The organism is Bacillota bacterium, from assembly GCA_024655925.1.
Taxonomy (GTDB): Bacteria; Bacillota; DTU025; order DTU025; family JANLFS01; genus JANLFS01.
Genome location: JANLFS010000124.1, coordinates 1 through 7,743 on the forward strand (window position 1 = coordinate 1; position 7,743 = coordinate 7,743).

Below are 7,743 nucleotides of genomic sequence, written 5' to 3' on the forward strand. Positions count from 1 at the left end.
CCGTAGGCGCAACCGATTCGAGGAAAGGGGAAGTCCCCACTTCTTCTTGACTCAGGCCTGGCGCACATTCCGCTTGAGACCCGTTTCCTGGGTGGGATACACTGAACCTGGTCAGCTACTCTCAAGACCGAAAGGAGGCCGAGCCTGTGAGGCGCATCATTATCGTTTCGTCCATCGCCCGCGCCCGAGTCGGGGCTACGATGCCCTTTTTCGGGGACAAGTGCGCCCATATGGGCTCAGCTCGTCCAAGGCTTGAGTGAGGTGCGTCAAGACGCATAGCCGGGCCGCGGGCGACAGAGAGCCCGCGGCCTTAGATTTTTCCGGGGATTCTTTCGGGCCGGGCCGCGGGACTGTACCCGTGGCCCGGCTCGATGCTCATGACAGGATGGGAGGGACCGAGTGTGTCCATAGCCATCGAGTGTGTTCATGCTTTCAAGTCGTTCATGGAGCCAGCCCAGGGCCGGCAGGAAGTCGCGCGGTCCAGGCCTCAGGTGTCTCTCGGAAAGCGGCTCAGGAATATGATCGCCCCCAGGGCTGTGAGGGTCGACGCCGTGCGGGACGTATCATTTGAAGTTACCCGGGGTGAGATATTCGGGATACTGGGACCGAACGGGTCCGGCAAGTCGACGCTCATTCGTCTGATCTCCACCCTGCTCTTGCCGGATTCCGGGACGATAACGGTCTTTGGAAAGGACGTGATCTCGGAGAGGCTGGCGGTCAGGCGGTGCATAAACCGGGTCTCAGTCGAAGCTGCGTTCTTCAAAAAGCGCTCGGCCATGGAGAACCTGGAGTACGCCGCCCGGCTCTACGATGTGGATGTGCGTGAAGGCCGGGCAAAGGCCATGTCCATCCTGAAGAGGCTTGGGTTCGCAGAGAAGAAGGCCTTTATATCACTCGAGAACCTCTCCCGCGGGATGCAGCAGAAGGTCGCTGTGGCGCGCGCCCTCCTGACTTCGCCGGTCCTGCTCCTTCTCGACGAGCCAACCACAGGCCTCGACCCCGTGTCGAAGAAGGAGGTCCAGGACTTCGTGCTCGAGGTGAGGGACACGCACGATACGACCGTGATCCTTACGACCCACGACATGTCTGAAGCGGAGAGGCTGTGCGACCGGATAGCCGTCATAGACGACGGCAGGTTCGTGGCAATGGACACCCCGCAGAATGTCCGGGCGCAGTTTGCCGTGAACGGGGTCGTGCCTTCGCTCGAGGAGGCCTTTTTCAAGCTCACAGGGAAGAACCTTGCGGACGAAATCCCGGAGGGAGATGACTGACTTGAACGCTCTGGCACATGAAATAAAGTCCAGCTACGCACTGGTACAGCGGTACATCAACCTTGTGAAACGCTACTTGGGCTAGGAACTCGTGTACGCCTCCTACGAGGTAGTGAACGTCCTGTCCATCGGCTTCATCGGCGTGAGCGGTCCAAAGGAGACCATGAACGAGCGCATCCTCTTCCTCATGGCAGGGGCGCTTCTCTGGGGCTTCCTCTCGGTCCTGTTCCACGAGGTTTCGGAGTCCGTGGCCTGGGAGAGATGGGAGGGGACCATAGAATACTCGTTCATGGCCCCTCAGCCCAGGTTCACTTACATGATGGGCGTCTGCTTCTGAGCGATTCTGTACGGCCTCATATGGACGACGGTCTGCCTTACTGCGGTGGCATTGTTCTTCAGCATATCGCTTTCCGGGGCCAACCTCGGTGTCGCCTTGCTGACGCTGGCCGTGTCGAGCCTCGCATTCATCGGCATGGGCCTTGGGGCAGCGGTGTTTCCTCTTATCTCGCCGGAGAAGGAATCGCAGGCCACACACATATTCCAGGCAGTGATACTCCTCATCTCGGGTGTCTACTACGATGTGTCTGTGCTTCCACCCTGGATCCGGCCGCTTTCCGCGCTCTCGCCCGCGACCTATACCCTCAGGGCCGCGAGAGCCGCTCTTCTTGAAGGCGCAGGCGTCGGAGCCATCTTTCCGGACCTCTGCATCCTGCTCGTGCTCGGCGCGATTCTCATTCCACTTGGGCTGTGGATCTTCGAACGCGGCGAACACTACGCCATGAGGACCGGGAAGCTTAAAAGGAACGGGTAAGGAGGAATGGATGGCGATGAACGGGAGGCGCGCGACGAGACGGGCGCGGCGGGAGGCGCGCGACGCCAAGCGCAATGGGAACTGCGCGGCGGCAGCCGGAACGAGGAGCGCTCAACGGGGACCGGCAATGGATGGCAAGCACCAGGTGTTGGGCGAAGGACGAGCGAAGACAGGGTAGGGCAGGCGCGGTTGACGGAGCCTCCGTCGCGTTGCCTGCCCGTCTGCTTGCCATTGTTACCGTTCCACTCTTACCAGAGGGACACGATCTCGCTGATGTCCTCCTTGGAGAACTCCTGCACCCAGCCGGTGGCCAGTCGCACCTGCACTGTCTCAGGCCACACTGTGCCGTTCAAGACGTCCCCTGAACGGAGGACGATTGTCTCCATGCCTGTTCCGGCCCCGGCAAGGACCACCCGAGAAATCGAACCGATATCGAACCAGAGATTCGCATAGCCCGTCTCGATGAGGAACCTCAGAGTGGTGACATCCCCGGTGATGATTTCGCCGGTCTTGAGACGTACCTGGTGCGCAGGGACTGTGACTGGAGGAACCGAAACGGTTCCCACCTGAGGTGTGATCGTGACTTGCGGCTGGGGCGTCACACTCAACGAAGATGGCTGCCCACCCGGGGATGGGGGCAGCAGGATGGGCAGGACCGACGTGCCGAGAGCGCCGGGAATCGGCAGGCCGAGCATCCAGTGGTAGAAGTTGAGCAGCCATCTGTCGCGGTCGCCGTACGTGCCTGACGTGGAGATGTTGGCGAAGTAGATGTTCCCCCGCCCGAACGGGATCCTTCCCGCAAGCGCCGCTTTCCCGCGGTAGACTATCACTTCTGTCCCTTCCGGGTAACCAGTCACGCCATAGCTACCGAGAAACCTGGACTGGCTGACCTCCGTGTTCACGGGGTGGTCCGCAAAGGCTACCGGGTCCGAAACCGAGGTGAAACGAGTGCCGGGGCTCGGGATCAGACTCATGAGCATGTCGAGATACTTGGATATCTCGTCAGACCCCAGCAGGAGGATGTTTGCGCCATTGGATATCCAGTCCCGGAGTATCGTCTTTTGCGGCGATGCAACCTGAGTCGGGGTCAGGGAGAACTTGAATACATCACCCCCGGGATTCGGGTTGGTCCGGAGACCCCAGATCATGTCCAGCGTAACCGGCACGACTTTCGGCCGGTCGCCGTTCACGACGTCCTGGTTGTAGAGAGAGCACCTCGGGGGGAATGGACGCCGCGTACTTGCTCGGCTGGGCGAGGGCACTTCCGCCCGCGAGGATCAGGCACAGAACCGCAACCGCCGCCACAAACCTCACTCTTGTCAGGTTCACATGTACCAGCCTCCTTGCCCTTTCGGGAAATGGTCACAATACAATAGACGGCCCGGATGGGGCTCTCACAACAATGGCTCCATTCCGGTGGCCGATTTCCCGGCCCGGGGCAGCAGCGCCAGTCCGACCGTCCGACCCTGGGCGTCGCAGACAGTGCGGAGGTGCGTCATGGAACGAAAGGCGATCATGGCTGTGCAGGTTGGCCGGAGGTCAGAGCATGGTCCGGAAGTCCAGGAGGTTCTCACGCGTTACGGGTGCCTGGTCGAGGCCAGGCTGGGCCTCAACCGGAACTGCGAGGACAAGGGCCTGATCCTTCTGCAACTCACAGGGGACGACAGTGACATCGAGCGGCTGGGCCAGAGCCTGTCCGCGATCGACGATGTGTCAGTGAAGAGCATGATGCTGGATTAGGGATGGTTGGCTGCGCTATGGGGACGGGGGAGCGGGCACTGGGTCGAGCTGAGGACCGGCTGGGAAGCGCCTGGGAGCGGGCCCTGAGCTCCACGATGGACCGGCTGAGAGCGGGCCCTGAGCCGCCCGAAGGACCGGCTGGGAAGCGATACTTCCCCCGGCATCAGTTGGCAACGAATGTGAAGGGAATACTACAGGGATTGGCGAAGAGTATAGATGTGGACAGGTGACAGGCAGTCATCCGTCCGCGGTAACGTGTGAGCATGAGGCGCGAGCCTATCCAGTCAGCCGGCCGTGCCCCGCGCGGGCGTGTGGATCGAGACAATTGAAACAATTCGCAAAGCGATTGCGACGAGATGACCGAAACAAGACGGAAGGGTGGGGGTGAAAACGAGTCAGGAGGCGCCGGAGATGTATTCAGCGCATTCAGCAGTAAAGGGGCGAGAGGAGCCGGTCATGGAGCATCTGGCGCGAACAGCCCAACTCGCGAAGGAATTCGCTTCAGGTTTCGCTCCGTTCGAGGCTGAGATAGCGGGGTACGGCCATGATATCGCAAAGTACGGGGAGCTATTCCAGAGGCGTTTGCATGGAGAGGCGTCAGGCATCGACCATTGGTCTCTCGGTGCCTGGATACTGCTTCAGCACTACAAAGAGACCGGCCTGGCAGCTGCATTGGCAATCCAGGGGCACCATATTGGTCTGCAGAGCGGTCGAAACATAGACAGTCTTAGACCCGACGTGCTTGCAGCATGCCATCCATTGAAGTTGGTGCTCTCTGAGCCAGATCCATCCGTCCTCGAGAAACGGTATATTGCCGACGGCGGGGTCTTTCCCTCACCTCCTCCTGGCGTGTCCAGCAGGTTCCTAAGGGATGTCCAGTCGCAACACAACCTCGCCGCCATGCTGGATGTGCGCATGCTATTCTCCGCTCTCGTTGATGCGGATTTCATCGCCACTGAAGCGCATTTTAACCGCTCTGAGGATGGAACGTATAAGTACCGTCCACCCGGGCGCACGTTGGCGGTTGACCAAGCACTGGCCAGGCTGGATTCTCATCTGGCGGAGATCCGCGCCAAGTCAAAGGCCGACCCAGCCGTGCGTGCCCTCCGGGAAGACCTCCAGCGAACGTGCATGGAAGCCGCCGACCGGCCGCCCGGACTCTACACGCTTACTGCACCCACCGGCTCAGGGAAGACCATTGCTATGCTCATTTTCGCACTGAGACACGCGCTCCGCCACGGTCTGCGACGCATTATCGTCGTTCTCCCGTTCTTGAGCATAATCGAGCAGACTGCCGCGGTGTATCGTTCCATATTCGGTGAGGATGACCTTCATCCGTACGTCCTGGAAGACCATAGCCTGGCTGAAGTGGAGACCTGCGCCAAAGGCCCGGACGAGAGCCGAGCACGGTTGCTCGCGGAGGACTGGGACGCGCCAGTCATCATCACCACGAGCGTTCGCTTCTGCGAGTCTCTGTTTGCGAACCGGCCATCGGCGTGCCGGAAACTTCACAACATCGCCGGCAGTGTAGTGCTATGGGATGAAGTCCAGACACTTCCAGCTCATCTCGCAGTCCCTACTCTCGCGGCGCTCTCGCACCTCAAAGAGGCGTTTGGCTGTTCGGTTGTGCTTTCCACAGCCACCCAACCCGCATTTGGCTCACTGAGCGCACATGTCTCTCGGCACGCGCCTGCAGGGTGGGAAGCCCAGGAGATCGTCCCGCCTGAACTAGGGCTCTTCCGCCGCGTGCAGCGGGTGCGCGTGCACTGGCCCGGGGAGGGCCTTCGCACGACTACGCTGGAGGAAGTTGCCGAAAAGATGGCCCACTGCCCGCAGGCGCTGGCAATTGTGAATGTCAAGCGACACTCGCGAAAGCTCTACAAGCTGCTCGCTGAACGCGTGGAGAAGAAGGGACTCTACCATCTGTCCACGGACATGTGCCCGGCCCACAGGACTGACGTCCTGAGCGAAGTCAGGAGTCGCCTTGAGGCTGGTCTGGAGTGCCGACTGGTCTCTACTCAGTGCGTAGAGGCAGGGGTCGACATTGACTTTCCTGTGGTGTTCAGAGCCTGGGGCCCTCTTGAAGCGCTTGCGCAGGCGGCGGGCAGATGCAACCGGGAGGGCCACCTTGCAGAGGGGGAGTTCCACGTCTTTCTGCCGCCCATAGACCAGGAGGCCTATCCTGACCAGACCTACTCGGCCGCAGCATCGGAGGTGAGGAAGCTTGCGCTGGAACGTGGAGGCACGCTAGATCTTCAGGATCCGGCACTGTTCCTGGATTACTACAGGGAATTCTACGATCTGGCGAACGTGGTAAACGAGGACAAGGGTCTGTTCGAATTCATAAAGACCTGCAATTTCGCGGAGGTGGCCGAGCGTTACCACCTGATCGACAATCCCACGATCAACGTGCTGGTGCCATATGGTCGTCGAATTGACGAATACCGTGAGCTGCGGCAGATCGGTTTGAACCAGGGGCTTTCCCGCGACTGGGTGCACAGAGCCCGGCGGTTGGCGGTCAGTCTCTATCGAAGCGCGGAAGGCAGAAGCACCGGTGATGATTGGCTGGAGCCGGTCAAGTATCGAGGTGACGAAACCGGGTGGTACGTGTACCTCGACGATCGTGACTACTCGGAGGAGCTTGGGTTGATCATACCCGACGTACCAAGGGTCCTTGGAGCATGACGGGTTCTCCGGAAAGGTGGTGAGAAAGAGTGAACGAGAATGGCCGTTTTGTCCTGGAGGTCTGGGGCGACCTCGCGTGCTTTACCCGACCCGAGCTGAAGGTGGAGCGGTTCAGCTACCCGGTGATGACGCCTTCGGCCGGTCGCGGGATTCTGGACGCAATCTACTCCAAACCAGTCGAATTCGGATGGCGGGTGGACCGAATCGAGATCTTGAACCCTATCCGGTACATCCCTTTGCGTAGGAACGAGGTTAAAGAGAAGATCAGCGTCCGCGCGATCCAGGCCGTGATGAAGGCCGGAGGTGAGGTTGCCCCAATTATCGCGGATGCCACCAGAGAGATGATCGGAAATGATCAGCAGGGTCGCACTCAGCGTCAGACCATGGCGCTCGTCGATGTACGCTACAGAGTACATGCGCACATCCAGCCAAGACCCGCCTTTGCGGGTCGGCTGAACGCCCTGGCAGCGCAGATGCAACGGCGGTTGGACGCCGGGAAGTGCTTCTACCAACCTTACTTCGGTTGCCGGGAATTCGTGGCATTCTTCAGCCAGGCGGATGCAAGCAACAACCCACCTCCGCAACGCATCGATCTCGATCTGGGCTACATGGTCTATGATGTTTTCGATCTGAACACAGTGGACGAGTCTGGCTATGCTGCGCCCAAGATCAGCGTCTTCCACGCCTTCGTGAAAGGCGGCATCCTGGACGTACCTGAGTACGAAAGTGAGGCCGTGCTAAAGCCCAGATAGGGAGGAGGTGAGAGAAGTGCTTAATGAGTTGGCTGCGTATGCCCATGAGCATCGCTCTCTGGAACCTGGTTTCACATCAAAGACGGCTCGATGGGCCATCTGGCTGAGCCGTGAGGGGCGGCTCATCGATGTGCTTGACCTGCACATGCAGGAAGGAGACCGAAGGTTTGCCCAGTCACCAGACCTGCAGCAGGGAGAACTGATCGCCGGAGGAGTAACGCGCAGCCATTTCCTGATCGATACAGCTCAAGTGGTGGCTCTCTATGGGGTGGAGAAGCTTGCCGATGCTGAGCGCAGGAAGGCCCTTGCCAAACATGATTTCTTCATAGAGCTACTCAGGAATGCAGCGGTCGAGTGCCCCGTGCTCGGCGGTTGCGCGGCGTTCTTGCGCAGCGAGGAGAATCTTCGAGCCGTTCAGGAACGCTTGGTCGCGGCGAAAGCCAAGCCGACCGACAAGCTCACCTTTCGAGTGGATACGGGCTTC

At 60.1% G+C, this 7,743-nt stretch carries 9 protein-coding genes; 8 read left to right on the plus strand and 1 reads right to left on the minus strand.

All coding sequences use genetic code 11. The annotated features are described in order from the left end of the window. The first annotated feature begins 401 nt into the window (after positions 1-401). The 4 genes from NUW23_14170 to NUW23_14185 all read left to right on the plus strand — a co-directional run bounded on the left by NUW23_14170 (position 402) and on the right by NUW23_14185 (position 2,260). Positions 402-1,271, plus strand: a complete 870-nt coding sequence (locus NUW23_14170) for an ABC transporter ATP-binding protein (GenBank protein MCR4427305.1) — start codon at positions 402-404, stop codon at positions 1,269-1,271. 91 nt (positions 1,272-1,362) lie between these two features. Then, the gene (locus tag NUW23_14175; GenBank protein ID MCR4427306.1) at positions 1,363-1,608 is read left to right on the plus strand and encodes a hypothetical protein; all 246 of its coding nucleotides are present in this window, start codon (positions 1,363-1,365) and stop codon (positions 1,606-1,608) included. Positions 1,609-1,626: 18 nt separating this feature from the next. After that, positions 1,627-2,082: an ABC transporter permease gene (locus NUW23_14180; GenBank protein MCR4427307.1), complete on the plus strand. Its 456-nt coding sequence runs from the start codon at positions 1,627-1,629 to the stop codon at positions 2,080-2,082. Between the two features lie 16 nt (positions 2,083-2,098). After that, positions 2,099-2,260 (plus strand): hypothetical protein, encoded by a 162-nt coding sequence (locus tag NUW23_14185; protein MCR4427308.1) that lies wholly within the window; start codon positions 2,099-2,101, stop codon positions 2,258-2,260. Between the two features lie 70 nt (positions 2,261-2,330). Here NUW23_14185 and NUW23_14190 read toward each other — a convergent pair whose 3' ends face one another. Continuing rightward, positions 2,331-3,272, minus strand: a complete 942-nt coding sequence (locus NUW23_14190; protein MCR4427309.1) for a hypothetical protein — start codon at positions 3,270-3,272, stop codon at positions 2,331-2,333. A 307-nt stretch (positions 3,273-3,579) separates the two neighbouring features. On the opposite strand from NUW23_14190, the gene NUW23_14195 reads away from it, so the two are divergent. From NUW23_14195 to NUW23_14210, 4 genes are all read left to right on the plus strand, one after another. Further along, positions 3,580-3,822: a hypothetical protein gene (locus NUW23_14195; protein ID MCR4427310.1), complete on the plus strand. Its 243-nt coding sequence runs from the start codon at positions 3,580-3,582 to the stop codon at positions 3,820-3,822. 411 nt (positions 3,823-4,233) lie between these two features. Next, positions 4,234-6,507 (plus strand): CRISPR-associated endonuclease Cas3'', encoded by a 2,274-nt coding sequence (locus tag NUW23_14200; GenBank protein ID MCR4427311.1) that lies wholly within the window; start codon positions 4,234-4,236, stop codon positions 6,505-6,507. 29 nt (positions 6,508-6,536) lie between these two features. Then, on the plus strand, positions 6,537-7,259 hold the full coding sequence (gene cas5c, locus NUW23_14205; GenBank protein ID MCR4427312.1) for a type I-C CRISPR-associated protein Cas5c: 723 nt from the start codon (positions 6,537-6,539) through the stop codon (positions 7,257-7,259). A 16-nt stretch (positions 7,260-7,275) separates the two neighbouring features. Further along, on the plus strand, positions 7,276-7,743 hold a 468-nt coding region (locus NUW23_14210; GenBank protein ID MCR4427313.1), incomplete at its 3' end, for a type I-C CRISPR-associated protein Cas8c/Csd1.